19 protein-coding genes are annotated in these 19187 nt (G+C 67.9%); 13 read left to right on the forward strand and 6 right to left on the reverse strand.

Annotation, left to right across the window (positions count from 1 at the left end):
- Positions 1-204: 204 nt before the first annotated feature.
- Together CDO46_RS05685 and CDO46_RS05690 are read left to right on the forward strand one after the other, a co-directional pair.
- Positions 205-1215: a tripartite tricarboxylate transporter substrate binding protein gene (locus tag CDO46_RS05685; RefSeq protein ID WP_176400665.1), complete on the forward strand. Its 1011-nt coding sequence runs from the start codon at positions 205-207 to the stop codon at positions 1213-1215.
- A gap of 5 nt (positions 1216-1220) precedes the next feature.
- Complete coding sequence (locus tag CDO46_RS05690; protein ID WP_087837668.1) at positions 1221-2561, forward strand: amidohydrolase family protein; 1341 nt, start codon at positions 1221-1223, stop codon at positions 2559-2561.
- Positions 2562-2592: 31 nt separating this feature from the next.
- On the opposite strand, the gene CDO46_RS05695 is transcribed toward CDO46_RS05690, so the two are convergent.
- Together CDO46_RS05695 and CDO46_RS05700 are read right to left on the reverse strand one after the other, a co-directional pair.
- Entirely contained in the window at positions 2593-3501 is a 909-nt protein-coding gene (locus CDO46_RS05695; RefSeq protein ID WP_087837592.1) for a LysR family transcriptional regulator, read from the reverse strand.
- Positions 3502-3582: 81 nt separating this feature from the next.
- The gene (locus CDO46_RS05700; protein ID WP_087837669.1) at positions 3583-4161 is read right to left on the reverse strand and encodes a type 1 glutamine amidotransferase domain-containing protein; all 579 of its coding nucleotides are present in this window, start codon (positions 4159-4161) and stop codon (positions 3583-3585) included.
- A gap of 141 nt (positions 4162-4302) precedes the next feature.
- Between CDO46_RS05700 and CDO46_RS05705 the strand changes: the two genes are divergently transcribed.
- On the forward strand, positions 4303-4935 hold the full coding sequence (locus tag CDO46_RS05705) for an OmpW family protein (protein WP_087837593.1): 633 nt from the start codon (positions 4303-4305) through the stop codon (positions 4933-4935).
- Between the two features lie 59 nt (positions 4936-4994).
- Complete coding sequence (locus tag CDO46_RS05710; protein ID WP_343927774.1) at positions 4995-6434, forward strand: MFS transporter; 1440 nt, start codon at positions 4995-4997, stop codon at positions 6432-6434.
- A gap of 25 nt (positions 6435-6459) precedes the next feature.
- Here CDO46_RS05710 and CDO46_RS05715 read toward each other — a convergent pair whose 3' ends face one another.
- Together CDO46_RS05715 and CDO46_RS05720 are read right to left on the reverse strand one after the other, a co-directional pair.
- Positions 6460-7062, reverse strand: coding sequence for a CoxG family protein (locus CDO46_RS05715; RefSeq protein ID WP_087837594.1), 603 nt, complete (start codon positions 7060-7062; stop codon positions 6460-6462).
- Positions 7063-7200: 138 nt separating this feature from the next.
- A complete protein-coding gene (locus CDO46_RS05720) occupies positions 7201-7572 on the reverse strand; it encodes an acyl-CoA thioesterase (RefSeq protein ID WP_087837671.1) in 372 nt (123 codons plus the stop codon).
- Between the two features lie 174 nt (positions 7573-7746).
- Between CDO46_RS05720 and CDO46_RS05725 the strand changes: the two genes are divergently transcribed.
- The 6 genes from CDO46_RS05725 (at position 7747) to CDO46_RS05750 (ending at position 13634) form a co-directional block, all read left to right on the forward strand.
- Positions 7747-8658: a LysR family transcriptional regulator gene (locus CDO46_RS05725; protein ID WP_087837595.1), complete on the forward strand. Its 912-nt coding sequence runs from the start codon at positions 7747-7749 to the stop codon at positions 8656-8658.
- A 150-nt stretch (positions 8659-8808) separates the two neighbouring features.
- Positions 8809-10242 (forward strand): aspartate ammonia-lyase, encoded by a 1434-nt coding sequence (aspA, locus tag CDO46_RS05730; protein WP_087837596.1) that lies wholly within the window; start codon positions 8809-8811, stop codon positions 10240-10242.
- Between the two features lie 128 nt (positions 10243-10370).
- A complete protein-coding gene (locus CDO46_RS05735; RefSeq protein WP_087837597.1) occupies positions 10371-11276 on the forward strand; it encodes an amino acid ABC transporter substrate-binding protein in 906 nt (301 codons plus the stop codon).
- 132 nt (positions 11277-11408) lie between these two features.
- Positions 11409-12161 carry an amino acid ABC transporter permease gene (locus CDO46_RS05740; RefSeq protein ID WP_087837598.1) on the forward strand — a complete coding sequence of 251 codons (753 nt, stop codon included), beginning with the start codon at positions 11409-11411 and terminating at the stop codon, positions 12159-12161.
- A 12-nt stretch (positions 12162-12173) separates the two neighbouring features.
- Positions 12174-12866, forward strand: coding sequence for an amino acid ABC transporter permease (locus CDO46_RS05745; RefSeq protein WP_087837599.1), 693 nt, complete (start codon positions 12174-12176; stop codon positions 12864-12866).
- Between the two features lie 33 nt (positions 12867-12899).
- Positions 12900-13634, forward strand: a complete 735-nt coding sequence (locus tag CDO46_RS05750; protein ID WP_087837600.1) for an amino acid ABC transporter ATP-binding protein — start codon at positions 12900-12902, stop codon at positions 13632-13634.
- Between the two features lie 306 nt (positions 13635-13940).
- Here the strand turns inward: CDO46_RS05750 and CDO46_RS05755 are convergent, their stop codons facing one another.
- On the reverse strand, positions 13941-14861 hold the full coding sequence (locus CDO46_RS05755; protein ID WP_087837601.1) for a LysR substrate-binding domain-containing protein: 921 nt from the start codon (positions 14859-14861) through the stop codon (positions 13941-13943).
- Positions 14862-15002: 141 nt separating this feature from the next.
- On the opposite strand from CDO46_RS05755, the gene CDO46_RS05760 reads away from it, so the two are divergent.
- Both CDO46_RS05760 and CDO46_RS05765 read left to right on the forward strand, forming a co-directional pair.
- Positions 15003-16070, forward strand: coding sequence for a tartrate dehydrogenase (locus CDO46_RS05760; RefSeq protein WP_087837602.1), 1068 nt, complete (start codon positions 15003-15005; stop codon positions 16068-16070).
- Between the two features lie 8 nt (positions 16071-16078).
- Positions 16079-16978: an alpha/beta fold hydrolase gene (locus CDO46_RS05765; protein WP_087837603.1), complete on the forward strand. Its 900-nt coding sequence runs from the start codon at positions 16079-16081 to the stop codon at positions 16976-16978.
- A 3-nt stretch (positions 16979-16981) separates the two neighbouring features.
- Here the strand turns inward: CDO46_RS05765 and CDO46_RS05770 are convergent, their stop codons facing one another.
- Positions 16982-18241, reverse strand: a complete 1260-nt coding sequence (locus CDO46_RS05770) for a citrate synthase family protein (RefSeq protein ID WP_243724393.1) — start codon at positions 18239-18241, stop codon at positions 16982-16984.
- A gap of 117 nt (positions 18242-18358) precedes the next feature.
- On the opposite strand from CDO46_RS05770, the gene CDO46_RS05775 reads away from it, so the two are divergent.
- A complete protein-coding gene (locus CDO46_RS05775) occupies positions 18359-19069 on the forward strand; it encodes a glutathione S-transferase N-terminal domain-containing protein (RefSeq protein ID WP_087837604.1) in 711 nt (236 codons plus the stop codon).
- Positions 19070-19187: the final 118 nt, after the last annotated feature.

The raw sequence follows: 19187 nt of genomic DNA on the forward strand, positions 1-19187 counted from the left end.
GCCCGATTCTTGCAGATTTCGCGTCTTTTTTCATGACAGCGTGTAAGCGCGGCGGGAGCACGTATTTAGATGGCCAACTGATAGAACTACAAATTTTTCTCGTTTGCCTGTCCCGCCGCCCGCGGGTGAAATGCCTGCCATGTCGCCGCGGGACATCGGAAGGCGGGCCTTGCTTTCCGGGCCGTCCGGCGGGAAGGAGAAGTGATGAGGCAAGCAAGTACAGCGGCGGCGCAGGGTCGCCGCCGGTGGCTGGCGGCATGTGCCGCGGCCCTGGGCGTCGCGGCCGCGGCGCCGGCGATGGGGCAGCCGGCCTGGCCGGCGCGGCCGGTGCGCATCGTGGTGCCCTATGCGCCCGGAGGCGGCGTGGACGTGATCGCCCGCGCCCTGGCCGAGCGCCTGGGGCAGAAATGGGGCCGGCCGGTCATCGTCGAGAACAAGCTGGGAGCGGCTTCCATCATCGGCGCCGACGCCGTCGCCAAGGCGGCGCCCGATGGCCACACCCTGCTGGTCACCAGCGAATCGACCATCACCAGCAACCTCTTCCTGTACGACAAGCTGCCCTACGATGCCGTGCGCGACCTGGCGCCGATCTCGCAACTGGTCAGCCTGCCACAGATGGTGCTGGCGCATCCGTCCGTGAAGGCCGCCACGCTCGACGAACTGGTCGCGCTGGCGAAGGCCAGGCCCAACGAGCTGAACTACGCCTCGATGGGATCGGGCAGCCTGCCCCATCTGCTGTTCGAGGGGCTGCGGCACAAGACGGGCATACGGATCACCCAGGTGCCCTACAAGGGCATCATGCCGGCCGTGACGGCGCTGATCGGCGGCGAGGTGCAACTGGCCATGGTGGGCGCGGCCATCGCCGAGCCTCACATCCGCGCGGGCAAGATGAAGCCGCTGGCCATCGCGCGGGCCAGCCGGCTGGCGTCCGAGCCCGACGTGCCTACCCTGGCGGAGGCCGGCCATGCCGACGTCGACCCGCGCGAATCCTGGTTCGGCCTGTTCGCCACCGGCGGCACGCCCGACGCCGTGATCCAGCGCATCCATGCCGACGTGAAGGCGATCGCCGCCGATCCGGAATTCCAGCAGCGCTTCGTGGCCGCGCGCGGCTTCGACCCGGTGTTCTCGGCGCCGGCTGAATTCGCCGCCGCGCTGCGCGACGAAATGCGCCACAAGGAACGCCTGATCCGCCTGACCGGAGCCAAGGCCGACTAATGGGCATGCAGTCAGCAAGATGGCACGAGGCGGCCGGACACGTGTCCGGCCTGCCCGCGCGCGAGGAATTCGTGATACGGGGCGGCCATGTGATGACCATGGCCGACGGCATGGACGACCTGCCCGATGCCGACGTCCATGTCCGCGACGGAACGTTGGTGGCGATCGGCCGCGGACTGCGCGCGCCGGGGGCGCGGGAGCTGGATGCGCGCGGCATGATCGTGATGCCGGGCTTCATCGACACGCACTGGCACCTGTGGAACTGTTCGCTGCGCGCGCTGATCAGCGGCGACGAAGCTGCGCGCGGCTATTTTCCGGTGACCTTGTCCATGGGGCCGCGCTTCACGCCGGACGACTCCTACCACTCGGTGAGGCTCGGGCTGGCCGAGGGCCTGGCGAGCGGTATCACCACGGTCCACAACTGGTCGCACAACACCCGCACGCCCGATCACGCCCGCGCTGAACTGGCGGCCATGCGCAGCCTGGGCATACGGGGCCGCATGGCCTATGGCTGGGGGCAGGACCTGCCGCTGGGGCGCGCGATGGACCTGGATGGCCTGGCGGAAATCGCCCGGGCCGAGGGCGGTGATCCCATGATCCACCTGGGCGCGGCGCTGCGGACGCCGGTATCCAATCCGCGCGGCACCGTGCCCATCGACATCGTGCGCGCCGAGTTCGCGGGCGTGCGGCGCCTGGGCCTGCCGATCACCATGCACGCGCGCCCGGGGGTGGTCTCGGTGCTGGACGCGCACGGCCTGCTGGGGCCCGACCTGCAACTGGTGCACCCCCAGGGCGTGTCGCAGCAAGAACAGCTGCGGCTGGCCGCCTGCGGCGTCTCGTTCTCGTGTTCACCGGTGATCGAGGTGTTGTACGCCCAGGCATCGCGCGGCGTGATCCAGTTCCACGAGCTGGAGTGCGCCTGCGTGCGGCAGAGCCTGTCGGTGGACAGTTCGTCGGCCTCGGCCAACGCCGATTTCTTTGCCTGCATGCGCGCCCTGCTGTGGTCGCATCGCCAGCGTTTCGGCGCCGAGGTCCCGCTCACGGCGCGCCGCCTGCTGCGGCTGGCCACGCTGGACGGCGCGCGCGACCTGGGCATCGCGGACCGCGTCGGTTCGCTTGAGGCGGGCAAGCGGGCCGACGTCATCCTGGTCCGCACCACGGACCTGAACATGGCGCCGGTGGCGGACCCGGCCTTCTCGCTGGTCTACTCGGCCCAGCCGGCCAACGTGGATACCGTCATCGTCGACGGGCGGGTCTTGCGTCGGCACGGGCAGTGGACCGCCTGCGATCCCGCGCAGATCGTGCGTGACGCGGCCCAGTCCGTGCGCGAACTGGCAGCGCGGTGAACGTGCGCCGGCCGGGACGGCCGGCGCGGCATCAGCCGCGTTCCTCGAATTCCTTGCAGTGCGCCGCCAGGTGGGCGCGGAAGGACGCCGCCGCCGGCGACAGCGAACGGCCGGGCTGCGTGACCAGTTCGATCTTGCGATACACCACCGGGTCGTGCAGCACGCGAAAGCGCGCGCGTTTCGATCGGGCCAGCAGCCCCGCGTAGGACGGCATGACCGCGATGCCCAGGCCGGCCTCGACCAGGCCGATGGCCGACCACAGGTAGTGCACTTCGAAGCGCGGCTGGGCCGCGATTCCCGACTGGTGCAGCACGCGGTCCATCTGCGGCAGCGATCCGCTCAACTGCGGCACGACGATCATGGGCTGGCTGGCCAGGTCGGCCCATGTCAGGTCCCGTCTCTTTCGCGCCAGCGGCCACGCGCTCGGGATCATGGCGCCCAAAGGGTGCCGCAGCAGCAGGCTGCGGTTCAGCTCCACCTCGTTGCCGGTGAACACGCCCACGCCCAGGTCGGCCTCGCCCTGCTGCACCTGCCGCAGGATGACGTCGGGCGGGGCGTCGGACATCCTGACGTCGATGGCGGGATGGGCGGCCTGGAAGGCCGCGATGGCATCCGGTAGCAGCGTGGCCGCCATGACCGGAGTGGTCGCCACCGTGACGCGCCCACGGCGCATCTGCACCAGGTCCTGGGTGCGGCGGATGGCCTGTTCCACCTCGCCCAGGATGCGTTCCGCGTGCTGCAGGAATTCCGTGCCGGCCTCGGTGACCGCGAGCTTGCGCGTGGACCGGTCCAGCAACTGCAACCCCAGTTGGCCTTCGAGCTCCCGCACCAGCAGGCTGGTGGCGGACTGGGTCAGGTGCAGCCGGCGCGAGGCCGCGGTGAAACCGTCGCAATGCACGACTTCGACGAACGCGCGCATCTGGCGCAGGGTCACATTCATACGGCGGCGCTACCTATACTTGCCTGGTCGCGGCAAGTATAGGGGTTGCCGGCCGCCCCCGCGCCGGGCACATACCCGGGGTCAGGTAGGCTGCGCGCCCGATGGCGTGTCGGCGCTCTCGACGTTGGACAGCGCGGCGATCAGCTTCGCGTTGAATGCCGGCAGGTCGTCGGGCTTGCGGCTGGTGATGAGGTTGCCGTCCAGCACGACTTCCTCGTCCACCCACTGTCCGCCGGCATTGCGGATGTCGTCCTGCAACGATGGCCAACTGGTCAGTTGCCGGCCGTCGACCATGCCGGCCGACACCAGCAGCCAGGGGCCGTGGCAGATGACGGCCACCGGCTTGCCCGTGTCGTGCAGCGCCTGCACGAAGCGCTGCGCGCCCTTGTCGGTGCGGATGACGTCCGCGTTGAAGACGCCGCCGGGCACGACCACGCCGGCGTAGCGGGTGGGGTCGGCGTCGTTCCAGCTCGCCTCCACGCGGAAGCGGTCGGCCTTCTCGTCATGCTTCATGCCCCGGATCTCGCCGGCCTGGGCGGAAAGAATGTGCACCGTGGCACCCGCGCGTTCCAGCGCTTCCTTCGGGCTCGTCAGTTCGACCTGTTCGAAATTGTCGGTTGCCACGATGGCAACGGTGAGTCCTTGCAACGGCTTGGCCATGTCGATCTCCATAGTGGGGCGCCGCGTGGGCAGCCGGATGCCCCAGCAAGCGGCGTGCCCGAGGGCGGCTTGATCTGGGACAAGGCGCGCGGGGCGAGGGGCTGCCAAGCTGGAGCCTCATCGTTCGATATGGAGCTCCTCATGTTTTCCCGCCGCACGCCGCCCATCCTGCTTGCCGCCCTTCTTGCCGCGGCGTTTTCGGCCGCGCAGGCGCACGAAGCCGGCGACTGGCTGCTCAAGGCCGGCATCAGCCAGGTCCGGCCGAAATCGGACAACGGCACCGTCCTGAACGGGGCCGTGCGCCTGGACGCCGGCAATTCGACGCGGCCCAGCGCCAGTCTGACCTACATGGCCACCCGCAACGTCGGGATCGAGCTGCTGGCCGCCGTACCCTTCCGGCACGACATCGGCGCTTCCGGCGCGGTGGGCGGCAACATCGGTTCGTCCCGGCAACTGCCGCCCACGCTTAGCGTGCAATGGCACTTCCTGCCCGATTCGCAGGTGCAGCCCTATGTCGGCCTGGGCGTGAACTACACGCGCTTCTTCCACACCCGGGCCGCGGGCGCCCTGGCCGGCCAGGACCTGAGCCTGGGCGACTCGTGGGGGCTGGCAGCGCAGGTAGGGGTGGACGTGAAGATGGGCGAGCGCTGGTTCCTGAACGCCAGCCTGCGCTACATCGACATTTCGTCCAAGGTGAAGCTGAACGGCAGCCAGATCGGCAAGGCGCGCATCGATCCGTGGGTGCCGACCATCGCTATCGGCTATCGCTTTTGAACGGCGGGCCATTGGGGGGGTAGGGGTATACCCGGGGCGCGGTATATGATTATGCGCAAATGTCCGAGAACCCGCCGCACCCGCCATCTCCGCCCGGGAACGCCAGTCCCCACCCGCCTTCCGACCTCGCTTCACCGGTAGAAGACCAGCGCCAACTGATCCTGGCGCTGATCGGCATCTGCGCGGTCGTGATGCTGGTGGCGCTGGATTCGACCATCGTCGGCACCACGCTGCCGCGCGTGGTGGCCGAACTGGGCGGCATGCCGCTTTACGCCTGGGTCGGCACCGGATATCTGCTGGCCTCGGCCATCGTCATTCCCATCTTCGGCCGCCTGGGCGACCTGTTCGGACGCAAGTACTTCATCCTCGTCTCGCTGGGCCTGGTGTCGCTGGGCTCGGTGCTGTGCGGCATCAGCCAGTCGATGCCGCAACTGATCGCGGCCCGCACCCTGCAGGGTGTGGGCGGCGGCATGATGATCGCCACCGCCTTCGCGGCGCCCGCCGACCTGTTTCCCGATGCCATGCGGCGGGTGCGCTGGCAGGCCCTGATCTCGACGTCGTTCGCGGTGGCCAGCGGCGTGGGGCCGCTGCTGGGCGGGGCGATCACCGAATCCTTCGGCTGGCGGGCGGCGTTCTTCGTCAGCCCGGTGATGGGGGTGATCGCCTTCGTGATGCTGTGGCGGTATTTCCCGCCGCTCAAGCCCCGGCACGACACGCCACCGCGCATAGACTGGCTGGGCGGGGCGCTGCTGGCGCTGGCCGTGGGCACGCCCATGGCGGCGCTCGAGCTGGGCTTCTCCACCCACCCGCGTCCGGTGCTGGGCCTGGTGTTCCTGGCAGTGGCCGCCGTGTCGGTCTTCCTGCTCGTCTGGTACGAGCGCCGCCTGGAACAGCCCATGTTCCCGTTGCGCGTGCTCGAGCGCAGGGAGTCGCGCCTGTTGAACGTCGTCGGCGTGATGACCGGCGCGGTGATGTTCATCCTGATCTACTACGGCCCGCTGCTGCTGCAGGTGGAGGTGGGGCTGAGCCCCACCCAGGCGGGCATGATCCTCGCGCCGCTGGTGGCCTGCATACCGGTGGGCAGCGTCATCAACGGGCGCCTGTTCCCGCGCCAGAGCCAGCCTCAGCGGCTGATGGTGTTCGGCGCGCTGCTGCTGGCCGTGGGCTGCCTGGGCGTGATGTTCCTGGAGCGTGGATCGTCCATGGCCTTCGCCGTGGTCTCGTTCGGCCTGGCCGGCGTGGGCATGGGCTTCATCATCCCCAACCTGACGCTGTTCATGCAGATGATCGCCGAGCGCCGCGACGTGGGCGTGGCCTCGGCGCTGATCCAGACCATGCGCACCCTGGGCAGCGCGGTGGGCACCGCGCTGGTGGGGCTGGTCATCGCCCGCACGTCGGTCAATACCGGCATCGAGGCCGGCATGGTGATGGCCATCGTGTTCTGCGTCGCGATGATGGCCCTGTCCCAGCGCATCAAGATGAAGAACGTGCGCCGCTGAACGCCGCGGCGCGCCGTTGCCGCGCTCAGTGCAGGAAGGTGTGGTAGACCACCAGGCCCGCGATGACGGCCAGCGCGGCCAGCCACGACAGCCGGTTGACCCATTGCGAGGGCAGGTGCAGGGCATGCGCGCCGCCGGCGGCCATCGGCCTGGCCACGCGCGGCGGACGGGGCGCGGGACGTTCCAGCGCCCGGCACGCGCAGACCGAGAACAGCGCGAAGAAGTTGTCCATCATCTTGCGCGCGATCTTCTCGGCCTGGTCCGTGCGCAACTGGGCGAGCTTGCCTTCCAGGTCGGCGTGGGCGGTGTACGAGACCCGCGTGCCGTCGCCTTCCGGCGTCAGCCGGATGTCGGCGTAACCCTTGGCCGATCCGGCCACGCCGCCTTCCCCCTCGAAAGTGAGGTGGTAGGAGTCCTGGGGCCGGATGTCGGTCAGCTGCAGCCGGCCGTGGAAGCGGGCCGACAGCGGGCCGACCTCGGCCCGCAGGTTGACCCGGTATTCGTTTTCGGAGAGGCGCTCGACCTTTTCGCATCCGCTGATACAGACCTTGAGGGTCTCGGGAGCGACGAGCTTGTTCCAGGTGCGTTCCTGGGACGCTGGAATCAGGCGCGAACCGGATATGTCCATGGTGAGTCTCCTTCGCCTTGGGGGCAGGGCCTGCGTGCCTGCCGTGTTGGCTGGCCGGCCGGTCTGTGCCGGCTGGGCTGGGGCGGTGACGTCCTTGTGGTCAATGTGCCACTAATCGCCATGGGTGTCCAGACGGGTTCAGTCCGCGCGCAGGTCCGGCAGGGGGCGCGGGCGCCGCTGGTGGTCGGTCGCCACGTAGACCAGGGTGGCCTCGGTGACCTTGACGACTTCCGAGTTGAGGCGGATGCGTTCGGCGTAGACCTCGACCGCGACCGTGATCGAGGTGCGGCCGGTCTTGACGATGTGGGCGTAGAAGCTGAGCAGGTCGCCCACGAACACCGGTTCCTTGAACACGAACGAGGTCACGGCCACGGTGGCGACGCGGCCGTTGGCGCGGCCCTGGGCGGGCACCGACCCGGCAAGGTCGACCTGGGCCATGATCCAGCCCCCGAACACGTCGCCCGACGGGTTGGAGTCGGCGGGCATGGGGATGACGCGCAGCACCGGCATCTGGCCGGCGGGCAGCGAATTGGGGGCAGGGGGCGGGTAGGGGAGCGAATCGGTCACGCTGGACTCCACGAAGATGGTCGGTGCGGCGCGGGGCCATGCGGCAAGTGTATGCCCGGCCGGGCGCGGCACCGGCCCCACGGTACAATTTCCGCCGGTTCCTCCACGGTTGCAAGCATGGAAGCCAAGTGGCTCGAAGATTTCATCGCGCTGGCCGAGACCCGTTCGTTTTCGCGGGCGGCCGAGCTGCGACACATCACGCAGCCCGCCTTCTCGCGCCGTATCCAGGCCCTGGAGGCCTGGGTCGGCACCGATCTGGTCGACCGCGCCGTCTACCCCACCCGCCTGACGCCCGCCGGCGAGACCTTCCGCGCCGAAGCCATCGCCATGCTGGCCAAGCTGGACGAGACCCGCGCGATGCTGCGGGGCATGCGTCCCGCCTCGCAGGCGGTGATCGACTTCGCCGTACCCCATACCCTGTCGCTGACCTTCTTCCCGCGCTGGCTGAGCCGTATCCGGGCCGAGGCCGGCCTGCCGGATTTCACGGCCAGGCTGATGGCGCTGAACGTCCATGACGCCGCGATCAGCCTGGTGCAGGGCGGCAGCGACCTGGTCATGGTCTATTACCATCCCCGCCAGCCGGTCCAGCTCGATCCGCGCCACTACGACATGCTGGTGCTGGGCAGCGAGGCGGTCTACCCCTATGCGCGCAGCAAGCCCGACGGCACGCCCGAGTACGTCCTGGGCGGGGGCGGCCCGGTGCCCTACCTGGCCTACGCGCCCAACGCCTACCTGGGCCGCATCGTCGACCTGATCCTGGCGGGCGCCCAGCCCCGGCCGCCGCTGGACGAGCGCTACGAAACCGACATGGCCGAGGGGCTGAAGGCCATGGCGCTCGAGGGGCACGGGGTGGCCTTCCTGCCCGAGAGCGCGGTCAGCCGCGAGGTGGCCGCGCGCCGCCTGGCCTGCGCGGGCGAGGCCTATACCGAGACCATGGAGATCCGGCTCTACCGCGAACGCGCGCCGGCCGGCGTTCCCGCCAAGCCGCTGGTCGACGCCCTTTGGGACTATCTGTCCGCCGCGCGCTGACGCGTCCCTGGCCGCCGGGCATTTTCCTGGCAATGCAAAAAAAACATTGGCCAATGCGAACACGGCATTGGCGCTATCGCGGGGCGCCTGCCTATAGTGTTTTCCATCGGGCGCCGCATGGTGCGGCGGCCTTTCCGATGGACATCGAACATGAGCAGCAATGCCGCTTCCGGCCTCTTCCGCATCGAACACGACCTGCTTGGCGAGCGCGAGATTCCCGCCGACGCCTACTGGGGCATCCATTCCCTGCGCGCCCGCGAGAACTTTCCGATTTCCGGCTCGACCATAGGCGGCCAGGCCGACCTGGTGCGGGCCCTGGCCTGCGTCAAGCTGGCGGCGGCCCGCGCCAACCAGGACCTGGGCGTGCTGCCCGCGGAACGGGCCGGGGCGATCGTCCAGGCCTGCCAGGAGATCATCGAAGGCGCGCTGCACGACCAGTTCATCGTCGACGTGATCCAGGGCGGGGCCGGCACCTCGACCAACATGAACGCCAACGAGGTCATCGCCAATCGTGCGCTGGAGCTGCTGGGGGCCAGGAAGGGCCAGTACGACGTCCTGCACCCCATCCAGGACGTGAACGCCTCGCAAAGCACCAACGACGTCTATCCGACCGCGCTGCGCATCGCGATGTGCTTTTCCTTGCAGCGCCTGCTGGTGGCCATGGCCGAACTGCGCGGCGCCTTCGAGGCCAAGGCGCTGGAGTTCGACGACGTGCTGAAGATGGGGCGCACGCAGTTGCAGGACGCGGTGCCGATGACGCTGGGCCAGGAGTTCCTGACCTATGCCGTCATGCTGGGCGAGGACGAGGCGCGGCTGGGCGAGGCCCGGACACTGATGGTGGAAGTGAACCTGGGCGCGACCGCCATCGGTACCGGCATCAATACCGATCCCGACTACAGCCCGCTGGCGGTGCGGTACCTGGCCGAGATCACGGGGCTGCCGCTGGTGCGCGCGGCGAACATGATCGAGGCGACGCAGGACACGGGCGCGTTTGTGCAGTTGTCCGGCGTCCTGAAGCGCGTGGCCTGCAAGCTGTCCAAGACCTGCAACGACCTGCGGCTGCTGTCGTCGGGACCGCAGTCGGGGCTGAACGAGATCAACCTCCCGGAGCGCGCGGCGGGCAGCTCCATCATGCCGGGGAAGGTGAACCCCATCATTCCGGAAGTGGTCAACCAGGTGGCCTTCGAGGTCATCGGTAACGACATGACGATCACGATGGCGTCCGAAAGCGGCCAGCTGCAGCTCAATGCCTTCGAGCCCATCATCGCGTGGAGCCTGGTCAAGAGCATTTCGCACCTGGAAGCGGCATGCACCACGTTGACGCACAACTGCGTCAAGGGGATCACGGCGAATCGCGAGCGGCTGGCGCAGGCCGTGAAGCGGTCGGCGGGGCTGGCGACGGCCCTGAATCCGGTGCTCGGGTACGAGGCGGCGACGCGGATCGCGCGGGATGCGATGCGGACGGGCCGGCCGGTGGCGGATCTGGTGCTGGAAGCGGGGCTGCTGGATGCGGAGACCCTGGAGCAGGTCCTCAAGCCGGAGGTGTTGACGCGGCCCTACCGGTTCAAGAAAGTGGCGGTTTGAGATGAGGGGTGGTCCGGGAGGGTGACGGCACGTTCCCGGGCTTCGGCTCGGGTAAAAATCCATGTCCGTACTGTCGGCTTGTTGCTACACTCGGCCGACATCGTTACTAGTTACGGAAGGGAGATTCCATGAAGAAACTCGTGCTGCTCTCCGCCGCGCTGACCCTGGTCGCCGTGTCGTCTGTCTCGGCGCAAGACCTGACCGGCCGGCTCAAGAAGATCAAGGACACGGGGACGCTGACGCTTGGCTATCGCGATTCCTCCATTCCTTTCTCCTACCTGGACGACAACCAGAAATCCATCGGTTACTCGATGGACATCTGCTACAAGATCGCCGACGCGATCAAGAGCCACCTGAAGCTGCCCAAGCTGAACGTCGCGCTTGCGCCGGTCACCTCGGCCACCCGTATTCCCCTCATCGCCAACGGCACGGTGGACCTCGAATGCGGGTCGACCACCAACAATGCCGAGCGCCAGCAGCAGGTGTCGTTCGCGCCGACCACGTTCGTGACGGCCACGCGTTTCGTCGCCAAGAAAAGCTCGAAACTGAACGACCTTTCAGACTTCAAGGGCAAGACCGTCGTCTCCACGGCCGGCACCAGCAACCTGAAGTGGCTGACCGAGACCAACGGCAAGGAAAACCTGGGCATGCAGATCATCCCCGCCAAGGACCATGCCGATGCCTTCCTGATGGTCGACAGCGGGCGCGCCGCAGCCTTCTTCATGGACGACATCCTGCTGTACGGGCTGGTGGCCAACTCCAAGAGCCCGGACCAGTGGATGGTCAGCAGCAAGGCCTATACCGTCGAGCCCTACGGCATGATCGAGCCCAAGGACGACCCGGCGTTCAAGAAGGTGGTGGACGACGCCGTCGTGGCGATGATGAAGTCGGGCGAGGTCGAGAAGCTCTATCAGAAGTGGTTCAACTCGCCCATTCCGCCGCGCAACGTCAACCTGAAGGTGCCCATGAGCGATTCGCTCAAGAAGGTGATCGCCAATCCCACCGATTCGGGAGACCCAGCAGCCTATCGCTGATTGCCGGGCCGGAAGGCCAGGCAGCCGGCCATGCGCTGCGCATGATCGAGCAGGATTCCAGGGGACCCGAGCGGTCCCCTGTTTCCATGGGGCCGGCCCCGTGCCGGACCGGGTAAGCACGTCGGAGCCGCGATGAACTACAACTGGAACTGGAAGATCTTCTGGGAGCTGTCGCCAGACGGCCAGGGCACCTACATGGACACGTTGCTGTCGGGCCTGCAGTGGACGCTGGCCACGGCCCTGGCGGCATGGGTGATCGCCTTCGTGCTGGGCTCCATCGTCGGCGTGGTGCGCACCACGCAGGTCAAGTGGGCGGTACGCCTGGCCGGGGCCTACGTGGAGCTGTTCCGCAACATCCCGCTGCTGGTGCAGCTTTTCCTGTGGTATTTCGTGCTGCCCGAGCTGCTGCCCGAGGCGCTGGGCAACGCGATCAAGCAGATCGCGCCGCCGTGGGGCGCGTACTGGCCGGCGGTGCTGTGCCTGGGGTTCTTCACCTCGGCGCGGGTAGCGGAACAGGTACGGGCCGGCATCGAGTCGCTGCCGCGCGGGCAGCGCATGGCGGCCACCGCGCTGGGGCTGCGCGGCACGCAGGTCTATCGCTATGTGTTGCTGCCCATCGCCTACCGGGTGATCCTGCCGCCGCTGACGTCCGAGTTCATGAACATCATCAAGAACTCGTCGGTTGCCATGACCATCGGCCTGCTGGAACTCACGGGCCGCGCCCGGTCGATGCAGGAATTCAGCTTCCAGGTGTTCGAGGCCTTCGCCGCGGCCACGGTGCTGTACCTGATCGTCAGCCTGGTCGTCGTCACCTTCATGCGCTGGGTGGAGCGGCGCGTGGCGGTGCCCGGCTTCATCGGGCCCGCGCGCGGCGGCTCGCACTGAACGGGGGCGGACATGTTCGGCAATTTCGATTTCGACGTCATCTGGCGCACGCTGCCCTACCTGTTCAAGGAGGGCATGACCTTCACGCTGACGCTGACCGCGATGGCGACGGCGGGCGGCATCGTCTTCGGCACGTTGCTGGCGATGATGCGGCTGTCGCGCTTCCGCTGGCTGTCGGCCGTGGCGGGCGCCTACGTCAACCTGATGCGCTCGCTGCCGCTCTTGCTGGTGATCTTCTGGTTCTATTTCCTGGTGCCCTACATCGGCGCGTGGATCATCGGGTCGTCCACGCCGATCAAGGTCGGCGCCTACTGGTCCTCGGTCATCACCTTCACGATGTTCGAGGCGGCCTTCTTCTGCGAGATCATGCGGGCCGGCATCCAGTCGATTTCGCGCGGGCAGACCTACGCCGCCTACGCGCTGGGCCTGAACTACTGGCAGACCATGGGCAGCGTGGTCCTGCCGCAGGCCTTCCGCAACATGATTCCGGTGCTGCTGACGCAGACCATCGTGCTGTTCCAGGACACGTCGCTGGTGTATGTGCTGTCGATCACGGATTTCCTGGGGGCGGCGTCGAAGGTGGCGCAGCGCGACGGGCGGCTGGTCGAGATGTACGTGTTCGCGGCGGTGGTGTATTTCATCATCTGCTTTGCGGCGTCCAGGCTGGTGCGGCGCTTGCAGCAGCGGGTGGCGATCGTCCGCTGACCCGGCCCGGGGATATTTTCAGGAGAGTCTCGAATGATCGAGATCAAGCATGTCAGCAAGTGGTACGGGTCTTTCCAGGTGTTGGCCGATTGCACGACGTCGGTGGCGACCGGCGAAGTGGTGGTGGTGTGCGGGCCATCGGGGTCGGGCAAGTCGACGTTGATCAAGACGGTCAACGCGCTGGAGCCCTTCCAGGAAGGGGAGATCGTGGTGGACGGCATCTCGGTGGGCGATGCGAAGACGAATCTGCCGAAGCTGCGCTCGAAGGTGGGGATGGTGTTCCAGCATTTCGAGCTGTTTCCCCATTTGTCGGTGATGGACAACCTGACGCTGGCGCAGGTGAAGGTGCTGGGGCGCGGGAAGGACGAGGCCGAGGAGCGGGCGCAGAAGTTGCTGGACCGGGTGGGGCTGAAGGCGCATCGGGAGAAGTTCCCGGGGCAGTTGTCGGGGGGGCAGCAGCAGCGGGTGGCGATCGCGCGGGCGTTGTCGATGGACCCGGTCGCGATGCTGTTCGATGAGCCGACGTCGGCGCTGGATCCCGAGATGGTCAACGAGGTGCTGGATGTGATGGTGGATCTGGCGAAAGAGGGAATGACGATGATGGTGGTGACCCACGAGATGGGGTTCGCCAGGAAGGTGGCGCATCGGGTGGTGTTCATGGACGGGGGAAGGATCGTGGAGGACACCGACAAGGAAACGTTCTTCGATCCGTCGGCGCAGCGGTCCGAGCGTGCCCGCCATTTCCTGTCGAAGATCCTGCCGCATTGATTTAGAAAGGGGGGCGGTCTGTACGGCGGCAGGGGGCGGCTGGCGGGCACGGCCCTGTAAGGGCTAGCGAAGCCGGTCTCGGCTTCGCCGAGACTTCCCGGGTTTCAGGCGTCCGTCGGGGCGGGCGCAGAACTCGCGCGGGGATAGCCCCCCGGGCTATCCCTACTGCCGCGCTCGAACAGCTGCGCCCTTGCTTCCCCGCCGGACGCCTGAAACCCGGCGGCTCCGAATAGCCCTCACAGGGCCGTGCCCGCCAGCCGCCCCCTGCCGCCGTACAGACCTGGAAGAGGGGGCGAGGTATCCCCGTTACCACGACAACCCTTCTTCCCTGTCCCGTCGCCGATGCGCGAACCGTTCCGCCAGGAAATCCACGAAGGCGGTGGTCTTGGCGGACAGATTCTGGCGTTCGGGGTAGAGCGCGAAGATGTCGGCCGAGGGGGTGTGCCATTCTTCCAGGACGGCGACCAGCCTGCCCGAGCGCAGGTAGGCGCCGACTTCCCATTCCGAACGCATGATGATGCCGTGGCCCTCCAGGGCCCAGTACAGGGCGCTTTCGCCGTCGTTGGCGCTGAGGGGGCCGCGCACCTTGACGGTTTCGGCGCGGGTACCGGAGCGCAGGTGCCAGGTGCCGTAGGCGGTATCGCTTTCACGGATGACGATGCAGGGGTGGCGGGCCAGGTCGCGCGGGGAGGCGGGGGGCGCGTGGCGCTTCAGGTAGATGGGCGAGGCGCACAGCAGGCGGCGGTTGGAGGCGATCTTGCGGGCGGTCAGGCGGGCGTCGGGGAGGTCGCCGATGCGGATGCAGACGTCGAAGGATTCGTCCAGCAGGCTGGCGGGGCGGTCGGTCAGGTGCAACTGGGCCTGGACGGCGGGGAAGCGTTTGAGGAAATCGGACAGGGCGGGGGCGATGTGGTGGCGGCCGAAGCCCAGGGTGGCGTTGATGCGCAGCAGGCCCCGGGGTTCGTCGCGGCTGCGGCCGACGGTATGTTCCAGTTCCTCGACGTCGGCCAGGATGCGGTTGCCTTCGCGCAGGTAGAGCTCGCCCTCGTGGGTCAGCGCGATGCGGCGGGTGGTGCGGTTGAGCAGGCGCACGCCCAGGCGCCGCTCCAGCCGCTGCAGGCGCTTGCTGACGGCCGGGGTGGACAGGCCCAGTTCGCGGGCGGCGGAGGACAGGCTGCCCTGGCGGATCAGGAGCGAAAAGAAGGCGAGGTCGGAGATGGTGTCCATTGTTAACTTCCATTCAACAATGGTTTTTATCTCGTTCAATTATGAAGGACAAGCGCGAGATACACTTGATCCATTCCATCCCGCACCGGTTTTCGCGACAGGCTTGCGTGCCGGCGCCATCACGACAAGGACGTTTCATCCATGGCCCACCGCATTGCAGTGATCCCCGGCGACGGCATCGGCACCGAGGTCGTCCCAGAAGGCTTGCGTGTCCTGGAGGCGGCGGCGTCGCGCTTCGGCATCGGCCTGTCGTTCGACCGGTTCGATTTCGCCTCGTGCCAGTACTACGCCCGGCATGGCGCGATGCTGCCCGACGACTGGAAGGAGCAGATCGGCGGCCATGACGCGATCTTCTTCGGCGCGGTAGGCTGGCCGGCCACGGTGCCGGACCACGTCTCGCTGTGGGGTTCGCTGTTGAAGTTCCGCCGCGAGTTCGACCAGTACGTGAACCTGCGCCCCGTGCGGCTGATGCCCGGCGTGCCCTCGCCGCTGGCCAACCGCAAGCCGGGCGACATCGATTTCTACGTGGTGCGCGAGAACACCGAAGGCGAGTATTCCAGCGTGGGCGGCCGCATGTTCGAAGGCACCGACCGCGAAGTCGTGCTGCAGGAAACGGTCATGACGCGCACCGGGGTCGACCGGGTGCTGAAGTTCGCGTTCGACCTGGCGGCGTCGCGGCCCCGCAAGCACCTGACTTCGGCCACCAAGTCCAACGGCATCGCCATCAGCATGCCGTACTGGGACGAGCGGGTGGAGGCGATGGCGGGCACGTATGGCGACGTGCGCGTGGACAAGTTCCACATCGACATCCTGACCGCCAATTTCGTGCTGCATCCCGACTGGTTCGACGTGGTGGTGGCGTCCAACCTGTTCGGCGACATCCTGTCCGACCTGGGGCCCGCCTGCACCGGCACCATCGGCATCGCGCCCTCGGCCAACCTGAATCCCGACCGCCGCTTCCCGTCGCTGTTCGAGCCGGTGCACGGCTCGGCGCCCGACATCGCCGGCAAGGGCGTGGCCAATCCCATCGCGCAGATCTGGTCGGGCGCATTGATGCTGGAGTTCCTGGGCCACAAGGCGGGGCACGACGCCATCCTGTCTGCCATCGAGACCGTGTTGTCCGACGGCCCGCGCACGCCCGACATGGGCGGCAAGGCGGTCACGGCCGACGTCGGCAAGGCGGTGGCGGAAATCGTCGCGAAAAGCTAGGGGCCGCCATGTCCGAGATCTCGCTCTTCAACGACCGGCTGCAGCACTTCCACGTCAATGGCGTGGACATCGCCACGCGCGTGGGCGGCACCGGGCCGGCGCTGCTGCTGATGCACGGACATCCCCAGTCCCATGCCATGTGGCACAAGCTGTGGGCCCGGCTGACCAACCGCTATACCTGCGTCGCCATCGACCTGCGCGGCTATGGCGACAGCGGCATGCCGGCGGACGAGCCGGCCGGGCACGAGGCCTTCTCCAAGCGCACGATGGCGGTGGACGCGGTGGAGGTGATGCGCTGCATCGGCTACGAGACTTTCGGCGTGCTGGCCCACGACCGCGGGGCGCGCGTCGCGCACCGGCTGGCGCTGGACCATGCCGAGCGGATCGAGCGCATGATGCTGCTGGACATCGCGCCCACGCTGGACATGTACGAGGGCACCACGCGCGGTTTCGCGCAGGCCTACTACCACTGGTTCTGGCTGATCCAGCCGGCGCCCTTTCCGGAAAAGCTGATCGGCGCCGATCCGGCGTTCTATCTGCGTTCCGTGATGGGCGGCCGCCACGCGGGCCTGGCTCCCTTCGCCGATCGCGCGATGGCCGAGTACGAACGCTGCGCGCGCCATCCGCATTGGGCGCACGCGATCTGCGAGGACTATCGCGCGGCCGCCACCATCGACCTGGAACACGATCGCGCCGACCGCGACCAGGGCAACCGCGTGGATTGCCCGCTGCGGGTGCTGTGGGGCGGGAAGGGCGTGGTGGGGCGCTATTTCGACGTACTGGACCTGTGGCGCAGGCAGGCCTCGCAGGTCGACGGCCGGGCGCTGGACTGCGGCCACTACATCGCCGAGGAAGCGCCCGACGCGCTGTGGGCCGAGATCGAGTCGTTCTGGCCCGCGGCCGACTGAGGTTCAGGGGTCGCCGGCGGCGCCCACGAACTTGGCCCGGGGCCGCAGCAGCATGCCGCTCAGGCGCTGCTCCTGCACGTGGGCGACCCAGCCCGCCATGCGCGCCAGCGTGAACAGCGTGCCCACCGATTGGCGTGGCACGCCCATGGCCATGGCCAGGACGATGCCGCCGAGCTCATGCCGGGGATGCAGGCCGAACTCGCCGCGCACGTCGTCGATGAAGCGATGGACCTGTTCGAGCGCCGCCTTCTTGCGCGGCCGGTTGCGGGCCAGTTCGAGCAGCAGCTCGGCGCGTTCGTCGCCCTTGGGATAGAGCGGGTGGCCGAAGCCGGGCACGCTGGCGCCGCGCTCGTGTTGCGCGCGCGCCCGCTGCATGAGGCCGGCGGCGTCGTCGGCGCTGCGCAGGAAGTCTTCGATCCGGTCGTACATCCGCCCCAGGTGCACGCCGGCCGAGCTGCAGATGGCCGATGCGACGCAGCTGTGCAGGGTCGATCCGCCCGAGGCCGCCACGCGCGCGGCGAAGGTGCTGGGCGAGAGCTCGTGGTCGGCGAACAGCACCAGGAAGGCTTCCATGGCTTGCAGGTTGGCCGGGCTGGCGGGCAGGTCCAGGGCCGCCAGCAGGCCCTCGGCCATGGACGCCTCGTCGGGTATGGCATGGAAGCGCCGCCGGCGCGACACCAGGCCCATGCAGCCGGCCAGGGTCTTGATCAGCTGCCGCGCGGCTTCGTGCATGTGGCCGCCGCGCATGCGGTCTTCCACCGATCCTCGCGACATGCCCAGGCGCAGGGTGACGATGGCCATGATCTCCAGCAGCCCGCTGTTGGACTTGGGCGGCGCCAGCGATTCCAGCAGGGTTTCCTGGAGCCGGGGCGTGATGCCCGTATCCCAGCGGCGCGGCGCATCGTGCCAGACGCCGGTCCACAGCAGCTCGCACACGGCTTCGTAGCTGGCGTGGCCGCGGGCCAGCCGTACCGCGGAATGGCCGCGGTAGTGCGGACCGTCGGAACGGATCTCGGTGATCGAGGTGGGAATGATGGGCTCGCCCCAGTTCATGGCCGAGGCGGCCACCGCCCCGTGCCCCGAGCGGGCGGTGGAGCGCGCCTTGACCCGCAGGACGTCCTCGTGCAGGTACAGGCGCTGGCGCGTGTCCGGCTGCTTGACGCTGCGTATCCATCCCTTGCTGACGTAGGCATAGAGGGTCTGCATGCGTATGCCCAGCAGCTCCACGGCTTCCTTGGCGCTGAGATAGTCCTTGTGCGGCATGGTCTTCAAGGTTGATCGATCTTCATCAATATTCTACGGCCCCGCCCCCCTGCGTGGCTGCCGTGCACGGCTGGTATAGTCGGGCGGACCGACACTTCCATCGAGCAAGGATTCCCCATGACGGATCTTTCCGCTTTCCCGATCACCCGCAAATGGCCCGCGCAGCATCCGGACCGCATCCAGCTCTATTCGCTGCCCACGCCCAATGGCGTGAAGGCCTCGATCATGCTCGAGGAAACCGGCCTGCCGTACGAGCCGCACCGGGTGGCGTTCGACACCCAGGACCAGATGTCGGCGGAGTTCCTGTCGCTCAACCCGAACAACAAGATTCCCGCCATCCTCGATCCCGACGGCCCGGGCGGCAAGCCGCTGCCGCTGTTCGAGTCCGGCGCCATCCTGATCTACCTGGCCGAGAAATCGGGCAAGTTCATCCCGCGGGATCCCGCCGGCCGCTACCAGGCCATGCAGTGGGTGATGTTCCAGATGGGAGGCATCGGCCCCATGTTCGGCCAGGTGGGGTTCTTCCATAAATTCGCCGGCAAGGACTACGAGGACAAGCGCCCCCGCGACCGCTACGTGGCCGAGTCGCGTCGCCTGCTGGGCGTGCTGGACCACCACCTGGAAGGCAAGGCCTGGATCCTGGGCGACGACTACGGCATTGCCGACATCGCCACCTTCCCCTGGGTGCGCAACCTGGTGGGCTTCTACGGCGCGGGCGAGCTGGTCGGGTTCGCCGACTTCGCCAACGTGAAGCGGGTGCTGGATGCCTTCGTGGCGCGTCCCGCCGTGCAGCGGGGCTTGCAGATTCCGGCGGCGCCCGGCGCCTGAGGACGGCTGCGACCAGGTGCCACGCGGGGGCGTGGTGCATGCCGGCGCGATGGGTGGAATAGGGATTTCATCCAGCTAGCCAAGCGGTGGCGGGCAGCCATAATGGCTATCACCACGA

Source organism: Pigmentiphaga sp. NML030171, assembly GCF_002188635.1.
Taxonomy (GTDB): domain Bacteria; phylum Pseudomonadota; class Gammaproteobacteria; order Burkholderiales; family Burkholderiaceae_B; genus Pigmentiphaga; species Pigmentiphaga daeguensis.